At 66.7% G+C, this 17134-nt stretch carries 21 protein-coding genes; 7 read left to right on the forward strand and 14 right to left on the reverse strand.

What is annotated here, in order from left to right:
- Positions 1-2 precede the first annotated feature (2 nt).
- Positions 3-302, reverse strand: coding sequence for a CtrA inhibitor SciP (sciP, locus tag ACFFF7_RS10015; RefSeq protein WP_379481211.1), 300 nt, complete (start codon positions 300-302; stop codon positions 3-5).
- Positions 299-622, reverse strand: a complete 324-nt coding sequence (locus ACFFF7_RS10020; RefSeq protein ID WP_379481212.1) for a hypothetical protein — start codon at positions 620-622, stop codon at positions 299-301. The genes sciP and ACFFF7_RS10020 overlap by 4 nt, the downstream gene beginning before the upstream one ends.
- A gap of 159 nt (positions 623-781) precedes the next feature.
- Between ACFFF7_RS10020 and mnmA the strand changes: the two genes are divergently transcribed.
- Positions 782-1942 carry a tRNA 2-thiouridine(34) synthase MnmA gene (gene mnmA / locus ACFFF7_RS10025; RefSeq protein ID WP_379481213.1) on the forward strand — a complete coding sequence of 387 codons (1161 nt, stop codon included), beginning with the start codon at positions 782-784 and terminating at the stop codon, positions 1940-1942.
- 7 nt (positions 1943-1949) lie between these two features.
- Here the strand turns inward: mnmA and ACFFF7_RS10030 are convergent, their stop codons facing one another.
- A complete protein-coding gene (locus ACFFF7_RS10030; RefSeq protein WP_379481214.1) occupies positions 1950-2288 on the reverse strand; it encodes a hypothetical protein in 339 nt (112 codons plus the stop codon).
- A gap of 30 nt (positions 2289-2318) precedes the next feature.
- On the opposite strand from ACFFF7_RS10030, the gene ACFFF7_RS10035 reads away from it, so the two are divergent.
- From ACFFF7_RS10035 to ACFFF7_RS10045, 3 genes are read left to right on the forward strand one after another with little or no spacing between them, the layout of a single operon-like run.
- On the forward strand, positions 2319-3458 hold the full coding sequence (locus tag ACFFF7_RS10035) for a serine hydrolase domain-containing protein (protein ID WP_379481215.1): 1140 nt from the start codon (positions 2319-2321) through the stop codon (positions 3456-3458).
- The gene (gene gmd, locus ACFFF7_RS10040; RefSeq protein ID WP_379481216.1) at positions 3455-4522 is read left to right on the forward strand and encodes a GDP-mannose 4,6-dehydratase; all 1068 of its coding nucleotides are present in this window, start codon (positions 3455-3457) and stop codon (positions 4520-4522) included. Before ACFFF7_RS10035 ends, gmd begins: the two co-directional genes overlap by 4 nt.
- On the forward strand, positions 4519-5475 hold the full coding sequence (locus ACFFF7_RS10045) for a GDP-L-fucose synthase family protein (protein ID WP_379481217.1): 957 nt from the start codon (positions 4519-4521) through the stop codon (positions 5473-5475). The genes gmd and ACFFF7_RS10045 overlap by 4 nt, the downstream gene beginning before the upstream one ends.
- Here ACFFF7_RS10045 and ACFFF7_RS10050 read toward each other — a convergent pair whose 3' ends face one another.
- Positions 5476-6402, reverse strand: coding sequence for a cation diffusion facilitator family transporter (locus ACFFF7_RS10050; RefSeq protein WP_379481218.1), 927 nt, complete (start codon positions 6400-6402; stop codon positions 5476-5478).
- Positions 6399-7022, reverse strand: a complete 624-nt coding sequence (gene pdxH / locus ACFFF7_RS10055) for a pyridoxamine 5'-phosphate oxidase (RefSeq protein WP_379481219.1) — start codon at positions 7020-7022, stop codon at positions 6399-6401. Before pdxH ends, ACFFF7_RS10050 begins: the two co-directional genes overlap by 4 nt.
- A gap of 103 nt (positions 7023-7125) precedes the next feature.
- Between pdxH and ACFFF7_RS10060 the strand changes: the two genes are divergently transcribed.
- The 3 genes from ACFFF7_RS10060 to ACFFF7_RS10070 are packed head-to-tail and all read left to right on the forward strand — an operon-like array spanning position 7126 to position 9959.
- Positions 7126-8076, forward strand: coding sequence for a DnaJ C-terminal domain-containing protein (locus tag ACFFF7_RS10060; protein ID WP_379481220.1), 951 nt, complete (start codon positions 7126-7128; stop codon positions 8074-8076).
- Between the two features lie 9 nt (positions 8077-8085).
- A complete protein-coding gene (locus ACFFF7_RS10065; protein ID WP_379481221.1) occupies positions 8086-9111 on the forward strand; it encodes a YihY/virulence factor BrkB family protein in 1026 nt (341 codons plus the stop codon).
- Positions 9112-9131: 20 nt separating this feature from the next.
- Positions 9132-9959, forward strand: coding sequence for an SDR family oxidoreductase (locus ACFFF7_RS10070; protein WP_379481844.1), 828 nt, complete (start codon positions 9132-9134; stop codon positions 9957-9959).
- Here the strand turns inward: ACFFF7_RS10070 and ACFFF7_RS10075 are convergent.
- From ACFFF7_RS10075 to ACFFF7_RS10115, 9 genes are all read right to left on the reverse strand, one after another.
- Positions 9956-10525, reverse strand: coding sequence for a hypothetical protein (locus ACFFF7_RS10075; RefSeq protein ID WP_379481222.1), 570 nt, complete (start codon positions 10523-10525; stop codon positions 9956-9958). The genes ACFFF7_RS10070 and ACFFF7_RS10075 overlap by 4 nt on opposite strands.
- An 89-nt stretch (positions 10526-10614) precedes the next feature.
- Complete coding sequence (locus ACFFF7_RS10080) at positions 10615-11130, reverse strand: demethoxyubiquinone hydroxylase family protein (protein WP_379481223.1); 516 nt, start codon at positions 11128-11130, stop codon at positions 10615-10617.
- Positions 11131-11133: 3 nt separating this feature from the next.
- Complete coding sequence (locus ACFFF7_RS10085) at positions 11134-11616, reverse strand: disulfide bond formation protein B (RefSeq protein ID WP_379481224.1); 483 nt, start codon at positions 11614-11616, stop codon at positions 11134-11136.
- A 3-nt stretch (positions 11617-11619) separates the two neighbouring features.
- Positions 11620-12957: a S41 family peptidase gene (locus ACFFF7_RS10090; RefSeq protein WP_379481225.1), complete on the reverse strand. Its 1338-nt coding sequence runs from the start codon at positions 12955-12957 to the stop codon at positions 11620-11622.
- 64 nt (positions 12958-13021) lie between these two features.
- Positions 13022-14245, reverse strand: coding sequence for a murein hydrolase activator EnvC family protein (locus ACFFF7_RS10095; protein ID WP_379481226.1), 1224 nt, complete (start codon positions 14243-14245; stop codon positions 13022-13024).
- Positions 14246-14253: 8 nt separating this feature from the next.
- Positions 14254-14676, reverse strand: a complete 423-nt coding sequence (locus ACFFF7_RS10100; protein ID WP_379481845.1) for a 23S rRNA (pseudouridine(1915)-N(3))-methyltransferase RlmH — start codon at positions 14674-14676, stop codon at positions 14254-14256.
- A gap of 21 nt (positions 14677-14697) precedes the next feature.
- Positions 14698-15129, reverse strand: coding sequence for a ribosome silencing factor (gene rsfS, locus ACFFF7_RS10105; RefSeq protein WP_379481227.1), 432 nt, complete (start codon positions 15127-15129; stop codon positions 14698-14700).
- Between the two features lie 41 nt (positions 15130-15170).
- On the reverse strand, positions 15171-15845 hold the full coding sequence (locus ACFFF7_RS10110) for a nicotinate-nucleotide adenylyltransferase (protein WP_379481228.1): 675 nt from the start codon (positions 15843-15845) through the stop codon (positions 15171-15173).
- A complete protein-coding gene (locus ACFFF7_RS10115; RefSeq protein WP_379481229.1) occupies positions 15809-17086 on the reverse strand; it encodes a glutamate-5-semialdehyde dehydrogenase in 1278 nt (425 codons plus the stop codon). Before ACFFF7_RS10115 ends, ACFFF7_RS10110 begins: the two co-directional genes overlap by 37 nt.
- Between the last annotated feature and the right edge of the window lie 48 nt (positions 17087-17134).

Genomic DNA, 17134 nt, shown 5'->3' on the forward strand with positions numbered 1-17134 from the left:
TGTCAGTACTTGAACTGACGCTCGTAGAGGTCGCGGTAGTGCTGCAAACGGGTTACGCGCAGCCCCTGCATGCCCGAACGGTCAACCGCGCGTTGCCACGAGGCGAACTCTTCCAGCGTCAGACTGTAGCGTTCGCAAACCTCTTCGATGGTCAGCAGTCCGCCGTTGACGGCAGCCACGACCTCGGCCTTGCGGCGCACAACCCAGCGGGTGGTATCGGGCGAAGGCAGCGAATCGACCGTAAGCGGTTCGCCGAGCGGCCCAATCACCATTGCAGGTCGGATTTTCTGGTTCTCGATCATTTCAGTCCTCGGCCGCTGCGGGGTGCAGTGTCAGCGACGGCAGCAACCATGCCCACGGCTCCTTTGCGAACTGCTAAATCAATTGGGTTAACGTCCGGTTTTGCCCGTTCGGCAAAAGTCGGACCGTGCGCCCAATGGGAGAAGTCGCCGCGCGGCAGAGCCTGACCCGAATCGAATCGGTTCAGTTCGCGCCGTGCGGCATGGGCCGCAGCGAACCGCGTTTGCAGCGAAAACCAGTCGAGAGCGCCGGTAATCGGGCCTTCGCCTGCGAACTGGCTGGCCAGGCTGAGGCCGTTGAAGGGGTTGAAAGCAATTTCCATAAGCGACCCGATAGACCGGTACTGGTCAAGATCGGGTAAAGCCGTGGTTTACCTGGCGTAGAGATTGCTTACCGAATTCCACCACCGCCGCCCTGCGGCAACAGCGCAGCGTCACTGCGCAATTCCCATCGGCGCGCGGCCCGTGTATGGGCGCGCAGCATGTCCGCCGCTCATGACACCGTTAATCTGGCCGAACGCGATCTTGCCGCGCTGTTCCAACTGGAACCGCCGCTGGTGGGCAAGCGCATCGTTGTTGCCATGTCAGGCGGGGTCGACAGTTCCGTGGTCGCTGCCCTGGCCGCGCGCAGCGGGGCCGAGACGATCGGCATTACCTTGCAACTCTATGATTCCGGTCCGGCCAGTGGCCGCAAAGGCGCGTGCTGTGCCGGCGATGATATTCGCGACGCGCGCGCCGTGGCCGACCGACTGGGCATAGCCCATTACATCGTCGACCACGAAAGCGCCTTTCGCGAAGAGGTGGTCGAGCAGTTCGCCGACGATTACCTTACCGGCCGCACTCCGATCCCCTGCATCCGCTGCAACATGGGGCCCAAGTTCACCGATCTGCTGCGCATGGCGCGGGAACTGGGCGCCGATTGCCTGGCCACGGGGCACTATGTCCGCCGCGAAATCGGCGCTGCCGGGCCCGAGCTCTACCGCGCGCTCGATCCGGCGCGAGACCAGTCCTATTTCCTTTATGGCACCACCGAGGCCCAGCTCGATTTCCTGCGCTTCCCGCTCGGCGGCCTGCCCAAACCACAGGTGCGCGCAATTGCCGAAGCCGAGGGGCTGCGGGTGGCGGCCAAGCCGGACAGCCAGGACATCTGCTTCGTCCCCGACGGCGACTACGCCAGGATCGTCCGCGCCGTGCGGCCCGAAGGCGTGCAGCCCGGCGAGATCGTCCATGCGACCAGTGGCGCGGTGCTGGGCCAGCACCAGGGGATCATCCATTTCACCGTTGGCCAGCGCCGCGGGCTGGAAATCGGCGGCCAGCCCGAACCGCTCTATGTCACCGCGATCGACGCCGCGACCCAGCGTGTGCTTGCCGGGCCCCGGCACTTGTTGGCTGTCGCAAGCGCCGTGGTCACCGAAACCAACCGGATCGGCCCGCTGCCCGGCGTGCCGCTGAGCGCCAAGGTCCGCTCGCTGGCCAAGCCGGTCCCGGTAACGCTGGAGGGAACGCTCGGCGACGGCGCCGCCGTGACGATCCGCTTTGCCCAGCCCGAATACGGCGTCGCGCCGGGGCAGGCCGCGGTGCTCTATGCCGGTGACCGGGTGGTCGGCGGCGGCTGGATCGACAGCACCCAGCCCGCCGCCTGACGACGCCTTAGCGGGTCCACGGCTGCAAGCGACAGCCCTCGCCCTCGCGGTAGGTGGCGGTGTCGCTGGCCAGCAGCGGGAAGCGCGCGGTGACGCTCTTTGCGGCGCTGTCTTCACTGAGCGTGATCAGTTCCATCCCCGGTTCGAAGTCCTTGCGACAATCGGACAGGCTACGGCCGCCTTCGAAGCGGCAAGAACAGGCGACCCGCGCGCCATAGGCGGCGCCGACCCGGGCATAGCCGTGGAGCGGCTGCCAGAACCACGCCAGTGCGGCGGCAAGGCCAAGCGGCACCAGCCACAGCAGCCTGCGGGCACGGCGGGGACGGGCGGGGTTAACGGTTGCCATCTGCTAGCCTTTGGGCAAGGGATGCGCGGCATGAGGTCGCGCGTCCCGTCCCTTATCCTGACCCTTGCCCTGCTGCCAGCCCTGTTCGGCTGCAGCAGCCAAAGCGCCGCGCCTCCCGCTCCGGAACCGCTCGATGCAGCGGCGCTGAAGGCGGTGGTCGAGAAGCCCGGGATTGATCGTGAGCGGCTGGCCCGTGCGGTCGATACGCTGTTCACCGCGCCGGAGACCGCCGATACGCGGGCGGTGGTAGTGCTGCGGGATGGCCGGATCGTGGCCGAACGCTATGCCGCGCCCTATCACGAAAACACGCGTTTCATCTCCTGGTCGATGGCCAAGACGGTAACCGCCGTGATGATTGGCATGCTGGTCTCCGACGGGCGCCTGCGGCTTGACGAATCCGCCCCGGTCCCCGCATGGCAGCGTCCCGGCGATCCGCGCGGCGAGATTACCCTGCGCCAGCTGCTGCAGATGCGCTCGGGCCTGCGCCATGTCGAGGCCGAGGGGCCGCCCTACCTGACCGACACCGCGCGGATGCTGTTCCTCGACGGGCGCGACAACGTTGCCGCCTATGCCGAGGCCCAGCCGCTGGAGGCCGAGCCGGGGGCAAAGTGGGAATATTCGAGCGCGACCACGGTGATTCTGTCCGATCTGGCGGCACGGTCGCTGACCACCAGCACCGACCCGGCCGAACGCCGCCGGGTGGTCCAGGATTATCTCCACACACGGATTTTCGAGCCGTTGGGGATGAAAAGCATGATCCCTGAATTCGACGCCGCCGGTACGCTGATCGGTGGCAGCCTGATCCACGGCACCGCGCGCGACTGGGCCCGATTTGGAGAATTCCTGCGCAACCGCGGTGCCGTAAATGGCGCACAGCTGGTTCCGACGACGTGGATCGATTTCATGACCGCGCCCAGCCCGCGCAATCCTGGTTACGGCGCGCAGACCTGGCTCAACCGACCGCAAGTGGATGACGGGCACGTCGAATGGCCGGGTGCACCGGCATCGACCTTTTCAATGAACGGGCATCTCGGCCAGTTCGTCGTGGTTTCGCCCAGCCAGGGCGTGACCGTGGTTCGCCTGGGCAAGACCGACGAGGGTCAGCACGCCCCGGTCCGCGCCGCGATCGCCCGGATTATCCAGCTTTTTCCGAAGGAACCGCCCAAGTGACCGACAAGACCGCGTTGATCACCGGCATTACCGGCCAGGACGGCGCCTATCTGGCACGACTGCTGCTGGACAAGGGCTACCGCGTTCACGGAATCAAGCGGCGCTCAAGTTCGTTCAATACCGCGCGGATCGACGATATCTATCAGGATCCCCACGATCCCGATCCGCGGCTGACGCTGCATTACGGCGACCTGACCGATGCGACCAACCTGATCCGCATCGTCCAGGAAACCCGCCCGACCGAGATTTACAACCTTGCCGCGCAAAGCCACGTCCAGGTCAGTTTCGAAACCCCCGAATATACCGCCAATTCCGACGCGCTGGGCACGCTGCGCCTGCTCGAGGCGATCCGCATCCTTGGCCTCGAGAAGACCTGCCGGTTCTATCAGGCGTCGACCAGCGAGCTTTACGGCCTGGTCCAGCAAGTCCCGCAGCGCGAGACCACGCCGTTCTATCCGCGCAGTCCCTATGCCGCAGCCAAGCTCTATGCCTACTGGATCACGGTCAACTACCGCGAAGCCTATGGCATCCACGCCTCGAACGGGATCCTGTTCAACCACGAAAGCCCACTGCGCGGCGAGACCTTCGTCACCCGCAAGATCACCATGGCAGCGGCAGCCATCGCCTGCGGCAAGCAGGACACGCTGTTCCTCGGCAATCTCGACGCCCGGCGCGACTGGGGCCACGCCCGCGAATATGTCGAGGGGATGTGGCTGATGGTCCAGCAGGATGAAGGCGACGACTATGTCCTCGCCACCGGCAAGACCACCAGCGTGCGCCAGTTCGTCGAATGGGCCTTCGCAGATGCCGGCATCGCGCTGGAATGGCGCGGCAGCGGGGTGGACGAGCAGGGCTTCTGCAAGGCCAGCGGCGCGCTGCGGGTTGCGGTCGATCCGCGTTACTTCCGCCCGACCGAGGTCGACCTGCTGATCGGCGATCCGGGCAAGGCCCACCAGAAGCTTGGCTGGCAGCACCGGACCGACGTGCGCGAACTGGTCCGCGAGATGGTTACGGCCGATCTGGCGCTGATCCGCGGTGGCGGCGGAGCCGGGCCCGCAGCATGACCGCGCCCGCGCCACTCTATTCGTTGACCGGCAAGCGCGTCTGGGTCGCCGGGCACAGGGGCATGGTCGGATCGGCGCTGGTCCGGCGGCTGGCCGAGGCCGACTGCGAAGTCCTCACCGCCGAGCGCGACGCGCTCGACCTGACCGACCAGCGCGCGGTGCTGGGGTGGATGCACAACCACCGCCCCCAGGCGGTGTTCCTGGCCGCTGCAAGGGTCGGCGGGATCCTGGCCAACGCCAGCTATCCGGTCGATTTCCTGCGCGACAACCTGCTGATCGAAACCGCGGTTTTCACCGGGGCCGAGTCATCGGGGGTCGAGAAGCTGCTGTTCCTGGGTTCGTCGTGCATCTACCCGCGCGATGCCGCGCAGCCGATCCGGGAAGAGGCGCTGCTGACCGGCCCGCTCGAGCCGACAAACGAATGGTATGCGCTAGCCAAGATCGCCGGAATCAAGCTGGCCCAGGCCTACCGCCAGCAATACGGCTGCGACTATATCAGCGCGATGCCGACCAACCTCTACGGCCCCGGCGACAATTACGACCTGGCCGGCAGCCACGTCTTGCCCGCGCTGATCCGCAAGGTGCATGAGGCCAAGCAGGTCGGCGGACCAGTGCAGATCTGGGGCACGGGATCGCCGCTGCGCGAGTTCCTCTATGTCGACGACTGCGCCGATGCCTGCGTGCACCTGATCGAGCACTATTCCGCCATGGGCCACGTCAATGTCGGCGCCGGCCAGGAAATCGCGATCATCGATCTGGCGCGGCTGGTGATGGACGTGCTGGGCTACGATGGCGAGCTGGTCACCGATCCGACCAAGCCCGATGGCACCCCGCGCAAGCTGATGGACAGTGCCAGGCTGGCCGCGCTGGGCTGGTCACCCAAGGTCTCGCTGCGCGAGGGAATTGCGCGCAGCTATGCGGCGTTTCTGGCGGGCGAGGGGCGCAATATCTGACTATTCGCTGCGCTGGTGCACCGCGAGCAGGTCTTCGGCGGCCAAGCCGGTTTCGTTGATCAGGCCTTCCGGATCGGGATGGATCAGAATCTCGATCCCGGGAAATTCCGCAAGCAGCTTGTCCTCGATCTCGTCCATCACGTCGTGGGCCTGGCGCACGGTCATGTGCGGATCGACCGCGACGTGGAACTGGACGAAATCGCGGTTGCCCGACGTCCGCGTGCGCAGGTCGTGCAGCCCTTTCAGTTCGGGATGGCGGGCGACCACTTCAAGGAAACGGGCCTTCTTTTCATCGTCCCATTCGTGATCCATCAGCTGGTTGACCGCCTGCTGCGATGCGCCCCACGCCCCCCAGCCCAGCCAGGCGGCGATGCCCAGGCCGAACAGCGGATCGGCCCCGGCGATGCCGGCATACTGGTCAAGCGCGAGCGCGGCGATGACTGCGAGATTGAGCAGCAGGTCCGACTGGTAGTGGACATGATCGGTGGAGATGGCCAGGCTGCCGGTACGACGAATGACGTACCGCTGCCAGGTGATCAGCGCCAGGGTGGCCACCATGGCGATCCCGGACACGATGATCCCGCCTTCCGCACCGTCGGGCCTGACGCCGGCAATCCACTGTCCGATTGCCCGCGCTGCCAGGCTGAGCGCCGAGATCGAGATCAGCACCACTTGGAACATTGCCGCCAGCGCCTCGGCCTTGCCATGGCCGAAGCGGTGATTCTCATCATCGGGCTGGGCCGCGACCCAGACCCCCAGCAGTGTTGCCAGGCTGGCGACCAGATCGAGCACCGTATCGGCCAGACTGCCGAGCATTGCCGTCGATCCGGTGGTCCACGCAGCCCAGACTTTCAGCGCGACCAGAAGCAGCGCGACCGAGATCGACGCCAGCGCAGCGCTACGGTTCAGTTTGCCGGCATCGGTCACGGGTAGAGCAGCCCGCTCGTCCAGCCGCCCCCGGCGGCGCGTTCGAAGCGGCGCCGCTCGTGCAGGCGGAACGGGCGGTCCATCCAGAATTCGAACGCCTTGGGGGTCAGGCAGAACCCGGTCCAGTGCGGCGGACGCGGCACCTTGCCAACCAGGTGCGTTGCCGTGACTTTGGCGATCCGGCCGAGGAATTCGGCGCGCGAACCCATCGGTGCCGATTGCTCCGAAGCGATCGCCCCGAGCTGTGAATCGCGACTGCGGCTGGCGAAATAGGCGTCGGCCATGGCCGGATCGACTTCGGCGATCGTGCCTTCTATGCGGATCTGGCGGCGCAGCGACTTCCAGTGGAACAGCATCGCCGCCTGCGGATTGGCATGCAGTTCCCCGCCTTTGCGGCTATGGCCATTGGTGTAGAACACGAACCCGCCGTGTTCGCCCAGCTGCGGTCCGTGATCCTTCATCAGCACCATCCGCACCGACGGGGCGGCATCGGGCGTTGCAGTGGCCAGCGCCACGGCTTCGGGATCATTGAGTTCGCTTTTGCGTGCCTCGGCAAACCAGGCGTCGAACAGCGCGAAGGGATTTTCGCCGGTGATGGCATTGGCCGTATCGTGGTCCATACTCCCGCGCATAGCCGCGCGCGGCGCGCAACAAAAGCGCGACCGTTTCGCAATAAGCGCATGGCGGCTTGCCGGAAGCGGCGCGGGCACCTAGCTAACGGTCATGGCCGATCCCTATTCGATCCTTGGCGTAGCCCGCAGCGCGAGCGAGAAGGACATCAAGTCCGCCTATCGCAAGCTGGCGAAGGAACTTCACCCCGATCGCAACGCCGACAATCCCAAGGCCGCCGAGCGCTTTGCCGAGGTGACCGGCGCCTATGATCTGCTGTCGGACAAGGACAAGCGGGCGCGTTTCGATCGCGGCGAGATCGACAGTGACGGCAACCCGATGGGTTTCGGCTATGGCGGCGGTGCCGGGGGCGGCGGCTTTGGCGGCGGTGCGCAGCGCGGCTTTCGCGCCGATGGCTTCGAAGGGTTCACCGGCGAAGGGATCGATATCGGCGACATCTTCGACGGGCTGTTTGGCGGACGCGGCGGCATGGGGGGCGCAGGCTTCGGCGGTGCCCAGCCCGGCGCGCGCGGGCGCACCGCACCCAAAGGCGCCTCGATCCAGTACAAGCTGGGCGTATCGCTGCCCGATGCCGTGCTGCTCCATACCCAGCGGATCACCCTGGCTGACGGCAAGACCATCGACCTCAAGCTGCCCGCCGGGGTCGAGGACGGCACCCAGATGCGCCTGTCGGGCAAGGGCGAACCCGGTCCGGGCGGCGCCGGCGATGCCCTGGTGACGATTCACCTGCAGCCGCATCCCTTTTTCCGCCGCGAAGGCGACAACCTGCGGCTCGACCTGCCGATCAGCCTCGACGAGGCGGTCCACGGGGCCAAGGTCAAGGTCCCCACGGCCGAGGGCGTCGTCATGCTGACGGTTGCTCCCGGATCGAGCTCGGGCAAGACCCTGCGGCTGGGCGGCAAGGGCTTTACCCGCAAGGACGGCAGCCGCGGCGACCAGCTGGTCACGCTGGAAGTGCAGCTACCCGAACAGGATCAGGACCTTGCCCGCCGGCTTGAGGGCTGGCGCGATCCACGCAATCTGCGCGCCCGGCTGGGCGTCTGAGCGCGCGGCATGGAAGAGCGGCCGCTCGACGAAGGGAATCTACCGCCGCTGACCCCGCCCGACCTGTCGCCCGAGGCACGGCGCAAGCGGGCGCTGCGGCTGCGCGCCGGCCTGCAGGAAACGCTCGACGAACACGTCGGGCCGCACGGCAAGTTCTGGGACACGCGGTTTTTCCAGGTGTTCAATCGGGTCTGGACCGGGGCCTATCACGATGGCTTCATCCACGCCGGCAACCTGGCCTACATGGCGATCCTGGCGCTGTTCCCGTTCTTTATCACCGTGGCGGCGGGGTTTTCGCTGTTCGGCGAACAGGCCCAACGCGAAGCCTCGGTCCACGCCTTCCTCATGGGTCTGCCGCCGGTGGTCGCCCATGCGCTCGAACCGGTCGCCAAGGATGTCGTCGCGGCGCGCACCGGCTGGCTGCTGTGGATCGGCGGCGCGGTCGGGCTGTGGACCGTGGGCAGCCTGATCGAGACGATCCGCGACATCCTGCGGCGCGCCTATGGCACCCGTCAGATGCATGCCTTCTGGCGCTATCGCCTGGCCTCGACCGGGGTGATCGTGGTCGCCGTGGTGGCCATGCTGTTCGCGCTGCTCGCGCAGGTCGCGATCGGCGCGGCGCAGGAAGTGATCGGAGCGTGGTTTCCGCGCGCCAGCGACTGGATTCTGACCCTGACGACCTCGCGGCTGATCCCGGCGCTGGTCATCTACCTGTCGCTGTATCTGCTGTTCCTGACCCTGACGCCCAGCGTCTATCGCGGCCGCGCCTATCCGAAATGGCCGGGCGCGCTGCTGGTGACGGCCTGGTGGATGGCGGTCAGCACCGCCTTGCCGCAGGTACTTCAGCGCTTTTTCACTTACGACCTGACCTATGGCAGCCTGGCCGGGGTGATGATCGCGCTTTTCTTTTTCTGGCTGGTCGGCTTAGGGATGGTCGTCGGTGCCGAACTCAACGCCGCCCTTACGGAAAGCCCGGAAGAACGCGATGCGATCGGTCAGGAAGACAACCGCCAGCGCGCCGGTCTGAGCCGCTGAGAATGACAGACGAGGTAGGCATGAATGGACTGATGCACGGCAAGCGTGGCCTGATCATGGGGCTGGCCAACGACAAGTCGCTGGCCTGGGGCATCGCCCAGAAGCTGAAGGAGCAGGGCGCCGAACTGGCGATTTCCTATCAGGGCGAAGTGATGGAAAAGCGCGTCCGTCCCCTGGCCGAACAGCTTGGCTGCGATTTCCTGATCGATTGCGACGTTTCGACCGAGGACGAACTCGACAAGGCCTTCGCCGTGCTGGCCGCGCGCTGGCCGACGATCGATTTCGTGGTCCACGCGATTGGCTATACCAACAAGGAAGCGCTGCGCGGACATTACGCCAACATCGGCCTCGACGATTTCCTGCTGACCATGAACATCTCGGTCTACAGCTTTACCGCAGTCGCCCGCCGCGCCGCGGCAATGATGCCGGCCTACGATCCCGAAACCGGGACCGGCGGCGGGGCGATGCTGACGCTGTCGTATTACGGCGCGGAAAAGGTCGTGCCGCATTACAACGTGATGGGGGTGGCCAAGGCCGCGCTCGAAACCAGCGTCAAGTATCTCGCCAACGATTTCGGCCCCGCCGGGATTCGGGTCAACTCGATCTCCGCCGGGCCGATCAAGACCCTGGCCGCCAGCGGGATCGGCGATTTCCGCTACATCCTGAAGTGGAACGAATACAACGCGCCGCTACGCCGCAACGTGACCATCGGCGATGTCGGCGGTGCGGCAGTCTATCTGCTGTCCGACCTCGCCTCAGGCGTCACCGGCGAGAACCACCATGTCGATGCAGGCTATCACACCGTCGGCATGAAGCAGGAAGACGCGCCGGATATCGCGCTGGGTTAGGGCTTTTTTGCCGGGGCTGGTTGAGGTAGCGGCGGCTTGCTGGCATCTTCGGCGTTTTCAAGTGCTTGCTGCCGGGCAAGATATTCCTTCTCGGCCGCTTCGACCCGCTTCTGCGTTTCGGCGGCGTCGGCATCGATTGTCGAGAGGCGCTTGGCGCGTTCGGCGTTGATCAGTTCGGCCATCCTGACGTCCTTGCCGGTTGCCTTTTCGGCATAGGCATCGCGGATCAGCTTGCTGCTGCACCCTGTCCAGCCGCCCGGTCCGACCGGTGAGCAGCTTTGAATTCCACCCCTCCCAACGGTTTCATAAGCCAGCACCTTGTTGGTCCAGGCTTCGTTCTGGGGCGAGGTTGATTCGCGCAGGATCGAGGGGATGCGATAGCGCTCGCTCTCCGCCTTGCGGGCGCAGACGACGATTTCGTCGCCTTGCGATTCGGGGCACTTGTCATCGCCGTAGACGATCAGCTGGTTGACCTTGGGCTCGGCCGCTTCCTGCGCAGCGGCGGGTGCGGCGAAAGTCGAAAGTGCGGCCAGGGCAACAAGCCCGGTCAGGCTGGAACGGATCACGGTCAAACTCCTTAGCGCGGCGCTAATGCCCCGTTATAGGGGCCTTGTGCTGTGAATAACAGATGAAGCGCGGGTTTCGTTGCGCGCGATCAAATCCGCTCGGCCAGTTTGATCGCGGCGCGGCAGCCCAGGCGAATGGCGCCCGAAAGTAACGGATAGGCCGGGGCCCGCTCCGCCCCGGCGGCCAGCGCCGTATCGCGATGCTCGCGCTCATCGGCGCGGAATTCCTCGATCAGCGCACCCAGTTCGGGATCGCTTCCGTCCAGTTCGTCCAGCTGCTGGGTATAGTGCCGGTCGATCTCTTCCTCGACCGCGGCGGTGCAGGCCATCGCCGCTTCGGGCGAGATCAGCGCAGTCGCCGCGCCAAGCGCAAAGCCGGCGACGTTCCAGAACGGCTGGAGCACGGTCGGCCGCACCCGCCGCTCGGCAATCAGCGCGTCAAACTTGGCGCGGTGTCCGGCTTCCTGTTCGGCCATGTGCTGGATCATCGCCGAATGCGGCGCGCGGTCGCCCATCACCGCCAGCTGCCCGGCATAGATCCGGGTCGCGCCGTATTCGCCCGCCTGGTCGACCCGCAGCATGCGTTCCGAGGCTTTGCGGTCCATGACTCAGGCTCCCTTCGCGCGGCGCAGCAGGACGAAAATCAGCAGCGCGGTACCGGTCGATACCAGGAAGTTGTAGCCTGCCAGGCTGATCCCCAGCAGCGACCACTGAACCTGATCGCAGCGAACGATTGGTGCCGCCAGAATTGCCTTCAGTGGATCGGCGGCACCGTCAACGGCATTGGCGGTGCAGGTGGTAAAGCCTTCCCACCAGCCGTATTCGACCCCGGCGTGCATCGCGCCGATCCCGCCTGAAACCAGCATCGCCAGCGCCGCCAACCCGATCAGCAACCGTGCCTGCCCGCGCAGCGCGAAGGCCAGCGCGCCCAGCACGACTGCAACGAAGTGCGGATAGCGCTGCCACCAGCACATTTCACACGGATAGAGATCGAAGCCGTACTGGCCGACATAGACCGCGATCAGCAAGGCCGCCGGAACCCCGAAGGCCAGCAGCCGCGCCAGAGAGAACGCCTTTGCCCCGCTTGGCATTGCCTATTTCCCCTTGGCCGCAAGCGCGACGCCGCCGGTGCGGCGCAGCGTTTCCATCGCGTAGTACAGCTGGAAGTCCTTGATGCCCTTGGCCTTGACCTCGTCCGCTGTCATCTTGAAGCGCGGATCGGTTTGGCGATCAGCCTCAAGCTTCTTGTCGTCGATCGACACCTCGTTGACCAGGTGGCGGCGCAGGTCGCTTTCGCGCATCGCCATCTGGTTACGGCGCTGGGCGTCGGGATCGGACAGCTGCGGCACGCGGATGTCGGGTTCGACCCCGCCTTCCTGGACCGAGCGGCCCGACGGGGTGAAATAGCGCGCAGTGGTCAGCTTGACCGCGTGCTCCTTGTCGAGTTCGAACAGCGATTGGACGCTGCCCTTGCCAAAGCTGCGCTCACCCATGATCACCGCACGGTGCTGGTCCTGCAGCGCCCCGGCGACGATTTCCGAGGCCGAGGCCGAGCCGGCATCGATCAGCACGATCAGCGGCAATCCCATGGCGGCATCGCCGGGGAACACCGATTCGGCCTTGTAGAATTCGTTATCCTGGGCATTGCGGCCGCGCTGCGAAACGATATCGCCCTTGGTCAGGAACAGGTCGGACAGGGCCACCGCCTCGTCCAGCGCCCCGCCCGGGTTCGAGCGCAAGTCGAGCACCAGCCCGCTGAGCTTGCCGCCGCTCTGCCGCTTGAGATCGGCGATCGCCTTGTTGACGTTGACCCCGACATCGCGCGAAAATTCGTTGACGCTGATCACGCCGACATCCTTTTCCAGCTTCGACGTGACAGGCTCAAGGCTGATCACCCCGCGCGTGACCGTCAGGTCGAACGGCTGGTCGCGCCCGGCGCGGAAGATCGTCAGACGGATCTTGCTGCCTGCCTCGCCGCGCATCTGCGCCACGGCATCGTCAAGATCGCCGCCATAGATCAGCTTGCCGTCGAGGTGGGTGATATAGTCCCCGGCCTTGACCCCGGCGGCTTCGGCCGGACTGCCGCGCATCGGCGAGACCACGTGAACCGCGCCGTCGTCCATCTCGACCGACAGGCCCAGCCCCGAATAATTGCCATCGATCATCGTCGTCAGGCGGGTCAGCGTCGCGCCTTCGAGATAGGTCGAATGCGGATCGAGCGCCGCCAGCATCCCGTCGATCGCGCCGTTGACCAATTTGTCGTCGTCGACCTGCTCGACATATTGCGATTTGACCAGCTGATAGACCGACAGCAGCCGCCCGAACTGCGGCCCGGCGCGAGCATCAACCGCGGCCAGACCGGCAGTGGTGGCCGGGATCAGGGCGACGGCGCTGACCAGCAGACTGGCCCGAAGCAGGGGGGCGAACTTCATTGTGGCGGCCTTTCACGAAACATTCGCGGCACCATAACCGCGCAAGCCTTAACGCCAGATAGCCCTAGCGCGATCCGATTTCGAGGGGATTTACCGCTTCATCCCCTTTGCGCAGTTCCACCGACACCACCGGGCGGCCCGGCCCGGCAATACCCAGCGGCGATCCGGCGACCAGTTTCTGGCCAACGCGGGTGTCGAGATTGGCGAGGCCCGTGATCACGCTGGTCCAGCCGCCATCGTGTTCGATGATCACGATCAGGCCGTAACCTTCGTAAGGCCCGGCGAAGGCCACGCGACCTGCTGCTGGCGCGACCGCCTGGGCCAGTGGATTGGTCGCCAGCGAAATCCCGCGCGAACGGGGGCGGCCAGGCGCACTTTCGCCGAACCCCTGGACGATCCGTCCGGCCACTGGCAGCTGATAGCCGGCAAGCGCCGGTGCGGCGGATGGCGCGGATGGCGGCGCATCCGCGACGATCGCGTTGGCGGGCTGCGGCGGGCGGAGCACCGGCCCGGGCAACGCCGCGAGTTCGGCACGCGCCGCGCCTTGCTTGGCCAGCTCGCCGACCAGTCCGCCCAGGTCGCGGGCCTGCTCGGCCAGCGCCAGCGCCCGCTCGGCCTCGCGGTCGGCGACGCCGCTGGCTTCGCGCGAGGCCAGCCGCTGCCGCGTTTCGAGCACGGCCAGGGCCTGGCGGCGCTGGGCAAAATCCGCCTCGCTGGCGCGCAGGTCGGCATTGGCCTGACGGGCGCGCTCTTCCAGCGTGCGGGCCTTGGCGATCTCGCTGCGCAGCCCGATCGTGCGCCGTTCGACCTCGGGCAGCATGGTCTGCAGGACCGCGCGCATATAGACGGTATCGCGCAGCGATCCCGGGCGCAGCAGCGACAGGATCGGAGGGCGGCGGGACAGGCGCTGCAACGCGGCAGTCAGCCGGACGAGCGGTTGCTGGTGCTGGGCCAGCGTCGCGCGCAAGGCGGCGCGCTGACCGGAAACGACAGCGATCTGCGCCTGGTTGGCGGCAATCGTCGCTTCGGCCTGCTGGATCCGCGCGGCCAGCGCGGCACTTTCCTGCGCGGTGCGATCGGCCTCGGCCACGGCGGATTTGGCCGCCACTTCAAGCCGCTGGGCGCGCTGCCCGGCTTCGGCCTGCTGGGCCTGCGCCGCGGCCAGCGCCCTGGCGGCATCCTCAGGCGTAGCGGGCGCCAGAATGTCCTGCGCGCCCAGGCCGCCGAGCGCGACCAGCACAGGCAGCGCGGCAAGCGCAAGCAGCAGGGGAAGCGGGCGCAGCACCATCGCCGCCCTTATCCCGAACGATGATAGGGATGGCCAGCCAGAATGCTGGTCGCGCGCCACAATTGTTCGGCCAGCATGGCCCGGGCCAGCATATGCGGCCAGGTCATCGCCCCGAAGCCGAGCAGCAGGTCAGCCGATTGCCGCGCGGCATCGCCGTGCCCGTCGGCGGCGCCGATCAGGAAGCGCGTCTCCCGCACCCCGTCATCGCGCCATTTGCCAAGCAGCGCAGCGAAGTCTTCCGACGACATCTGGCGGCCGCGCTCATCCAGCAGAACGGTGCGCGACTGCGCCGGCGCATCGGGAATGGCACCGCCTGTGTCGGGCAGTTCGGTAATTTTCACTGGCCAGGCAATGCGCTTCAGATAGCGATCGACCAGCTCGGCTTCGGGCGAACGCCCGATCTTGCCGCGGGCAATCACGTGAAGCTGCATCGACACTGGTCAGACCCGAGGTCAGGCTGCGCCGACGCTGTCCCCGAATGCCCACATCCGTTCAAGGTTGTAGAAGCTGCGCACTTCGGGGCGGAAAATGTGGACGACGACGTCTCCGGCATCGATCAACACCCAGTCGGCGGCCGGCAGGCCTTCGATCCGGGCATGGCCGAAGCCGCCGTGCTTGATTCGCTCGGCCAGCTTCTGCGCCATGGCCGCAACTTGCCTGGTCGAACGCCCCGAGGCGATGACCATGTGATCGGCAATCGAGCTTTTGCCTTCGAGCGGGATCGAGACCAGCTCGGTTGCCTGATCGTCATCGAGCGACTGCAGCACGAGGGCGTGCAGCGAACCTGGCTCGGACGCGGGGAGCGGGGCGGGTGCGCCGGTTGCGGCGGTATCGCCGGCGGGTGCCGACGAGGTTGGGGCCAAATTGGCGGAATCAGGCGTCATTTAAGCGGAAACGGCTCCTCTGTTCGGGCAGCGCAAGCTGGTCATGCGATGTCGGGTTCGACGGGATGGTGCGTCAAACGGTCCCTCAGGCGCTTACCGGCCAGCCGGTCGGCCCAGTGCGGATCGGCACGGCGGATAGCTGTCGCCGAGCGCGGATCGGGATCGAATCGCAATAGTATCAGCGCGGGTGCGCTCCATCCTGCCCGGTGCTTGAGACTGGCCGAAGACCGCCGGTAACGGCCGAGCCAGGCCGCCGCGGGGCTCGCGGCTGCAGTACCATCATAGCCCGGACGGGCGATAACCGCAATCGGCATGGTCCGGGCGAGGCCGCGCCAGTCGCGCCAATGGTGCAATTGGGCGAGATTGTCGCTGCCCATCAGCCAGACGAAGCGGACCTTGGGGTAACGCCGGGTCAGCGCCCGCAGGGTATCGATCGTATAGACCGTGCCCAGCTCTCGTTCGATCGCCGTGGGAACGATCCGGGTTCGCCGCGCCTGTTGCTGCGCCGAGGCCAGCCGCGCGGCGAGCGGTGCCATGCCGACCTTGGGCTTGAGCGGATTGCCGGGCGAGACCAGCCACCAGACTTCGTCGAGGCCGAGAGCCGACATCGCGAAAAGGCTGATCCGGCGATGCCCGCCGTGCGCGGGATTGAAACTGCCGCCAAGAAGCCCGACGGTTTTCAGGGCCGCGTCTGCCCGTCGCCGCGGACCAGCCACTTGTAGGTCGTGAGGCCTTCCAGCGCGACCGGACCGCGTGCGTGGAGCCTTCCGGTAGCAATGCCGATCTCCGCCCCCAGCCCGAACTCGCCGCCGTCGGCAAATTGCGTGCTGGCGTTGTGCATGACGATCGCGCTGTCGACTTCGGCCAGGAACCGTTCCGCCGAGGCGACATCTTCGCTGACGATGGCATCGGTGTGATGCGAGGAATGCCGCGCGATGTGCGCCAGCGCGGCATCGAGCCCGTCGACCACTGCGACCGAGAGGATAGCGTCGAGATACTCGGTATCCCAGTCGTTCGCGGCGGCCGGCAGGATGCGGGCGTCGAGCGCGCAGGCCCGGGCATCGCCGCGCAGTTCGCAGCAGGCATCGAGCAGGCCCGCGACCACCGCCTGGCTGGCCGGGAACTGGGCATCGAGCAGCAGCGTCTCCATCGATCCGCAGATCCCGGTGCGGCGCATCTTGGCATTGAGCGCGATCGCCGCAGCCTTGGCCGGATCGGCTGCGGCGTGGATGTAGGTGTGGCAGATCCCATCCAGGTGGGCGAGCACCGGCACCCTCGCATCGGCCTGGACCCGCGCGACCAGGCTCTTGCCCCCGCGCGGGACGATCATGTCGATCAGCCCCGCAGCGGTCAGCATGGCACCAACCGCGGCGCGGTCCTGGGTCGGCACCAGCTGGATCGCATCGGTCGGCGCACCGGTGCTGGTCAAGCCCGCTATCAGCGCCGCGTGGATTGCCCGGTTGGAGTGGACCGCCTCGCTGCCCCCACGCAGCAGCGCGGCATTGCCCGAACGAAAGCACAGCGCTGCCGCGTCGGCAGTAACGTTGGGGCGGCTTTCATAAATGATCCCGATCAGCCCGATCGGTATCCGCACCCGCGACATGACGAGGCCGTTGGGGCGGGTGTCGGTGCCAAGCACCGCGCCAACCGGATCGGGAAGGTCGGCGACCTGATCGACCGCGTCGGCAATGCCGGCGAGGCGCGCCGGATCGAGCCGCAGGCGGTCCAGCATCGCCCCGCTAAGTCCGTTGGCCTGGCCAGCCGCGACATCGCGGGCGTTGGCCGCCAGCACCTCTGCCTCGGCCGCGCGCAGGCTGGCCGCGGCGGCATGGAGGGCGCGGGACTTTGCCGCCGAATCGAGCAGGGCGAGTGCGCGCTGCGCCGCGCGCCCGGCGTGGGCTAGCCGGGAAATCAGCACATCTGGCGATTCGGTCTGGGTCCGGGGTTCTGCATTCATGGCGGAAATCGGCCTATCACCGGGCTGCGGGCTTGTCACGGTGCTCGC

This window comes from Novosphingobium aquiterrae, from assembly GCF_042434435.1.
In the GTDB taxonomy this organism is placed as follows: domain Bacteria; phylum Pseudomonadota; class Alphaproteobacteria; order Sphingomonadales; family Sphingomonadaceae; genus Novosphingobium; species Novosphingobium aquiterrae.

Coding starts and splice junctions, on each gene's coding strand:
- sciP (WP_379481211.1), bottom strand. CDS start 302: ATGATCGAGAACCAGAAAATCCGACCTGCAATGGTGATTGGGCCGCTC.
- ACFFF7_RS10020 (WP_379481212.1), bottom strand. CDS start 622: ATGGAAATTGCTTTCAACCCCTTCAACGGCCTCAGCCTGGCCAGCCAG.
- mnmA (WP_379481213.1), top strand. CDS start 782: ATGTCCGCCGCTCATGACACCGTTAATCTGGCCGAACGCGATCTTGCC.
- ACFFF7_RS10030 (WP_379481214.1), bottom strand. CDS start 2,288: ATGGCAACCGTTAACCCCGCCCGTCCCCGCCGTGCCCGCAGGCTGCTG.
- ACFFF7_RS10035 (WP_379481215.1), top strand. CDS start 2,319: ATGAGGTCGCGCGTCCCGTCCCTTATCCTGACCCTTGCCCTGCTGCCA.
- ACFFF7_RS10045 (WP_379481217.1), top strand. CDS start 4,519: ATGACCGCGCCCGCGCCACTCTATTCGTTGACCGGCAAGCGCGTCTGG.
- pdxH (WP_379481219.1), bottom strand. CDS start 7,022: ATGGACCACGATACGGCCAATGCCATCACCGGCGAAAATCCCTTCGCG.
- ACFFF7_RS10060 (WP_379481220.1), top strand. CDS start 7,126: ATGGCCGATCCCTATTCGATCCTTGGCGTAGCCCGCAGCGCGAGCGAG.
- ACFFF7_RS10065 (WP_379481221.1), top strand. CDS start 8,086: ATGGAAGAGCGGCCGCTCGACGAAGGGAATCTACCGCCGCTGACCCCG.
- ACFFF7_RS10070 (WP_379481844.1), top strand. CDS start 9,132: ATGAATGGACTGATGCACGGCAAGCGTGGCCTGATCATGGGGCTGGCC.
- ACFFF7_RS10080 (WP_379481223.1), bottom strand. CDS start 11,130: ATGGACCGCAAAGCCTCGGAACGCATGCTGCGGGTCGACCAGGCGGGC.
- ACFFF7_RS10085 (WP_379481224.1), bottom strand. CDS start 11,616: ATGCCAAGCGGGGCAAAGGCGTTCTCTCTGGCGCGGCTGCTGGCCTTC.
- ACFFF7_RS10090 (WP_379481225.1), bottom strand. CDS start 12,957: ATGAAGTTCGCCCCCCTGCTTCGGGCCAGTCTGCTGGTCAGCGCCGTC.
- ACFFF7_RS10095 (WP_379481226.1), bottom strand. CDS start 14,245: ATGGTGCTGCGCCCGCTTCCCCTGCTGCTTGCGCTTGCCGCGCTGCCT.
- ACFFF7_RS10100 (WP_379481845.1), bottom strand. CDS start 14,676: ATGCAGCTTCACGTGATTGCCCGCGGCAAGATCGGGCGTTCGCCCGAA.
- rsfS (WP_379481227.1), bottom strand. CDS start 15,129: ATGACGCCTGATTCCGCCAATTTGGCCCCAACCTCGTCGGCACCCGCC.
- ACFFF7_RS10115 (WP_379481229.1), bottom strand. CDS start 17,086: ATGAATGCAGAACCCCGGACCCAGACCGAATCGCCAGATGTGCTGATT.